1 protein-coding gene is annotated in these 287 nt (G+C 57.1%); it reads left to right on the forward strand.

What is annotated here, in order from left to right; translation table 11 throughout:
- A partial coding sequence (locus ACTHS4_RS11870; protein WP_440365985.1) for an aldehyde dehydrogenase family protein occupies positions 1-287 on the forward strand: 287 nt, incomplete at both ends.

The following is a 287-nucleotide window of genomic DNA, read 5'->3' on the forward strand; positions in this document are numbered from 1 at the left end:
TGTTGAAACAGCCCGTCGGCGTTACCGCCGCGATTACGCCGTGGAACTTCCCGTCCGCGATGATTGCACGTAAGGCTGCACCTGCTTTGGCGGTGGGCTGTGCGATGATTGTCAAACCTGCATCGCTCACGCCTTTGAGTGCGTATGCGTTGGCTGTACTGGCCTACGAAGCGGGCGTGCCGCAGGATTTGTTGCCTGTTGTCAGCGGTAGTGCTTCGGAAATCAGCCATGAATTTGCCACGAATCTGACCGTGCGCAAAATCAGCTTCACCGGCTCAACCGAAGTC

Source organism: Neisseria sp. P0014.S009 (assembly GCF_051958155.1).
Lineage (GTDB): Bacteria > Pseudomonadota > Gammaproteobacteria > Burkholderiales > Neisseriaceae > Neisseria > Neisseria flavescens_C.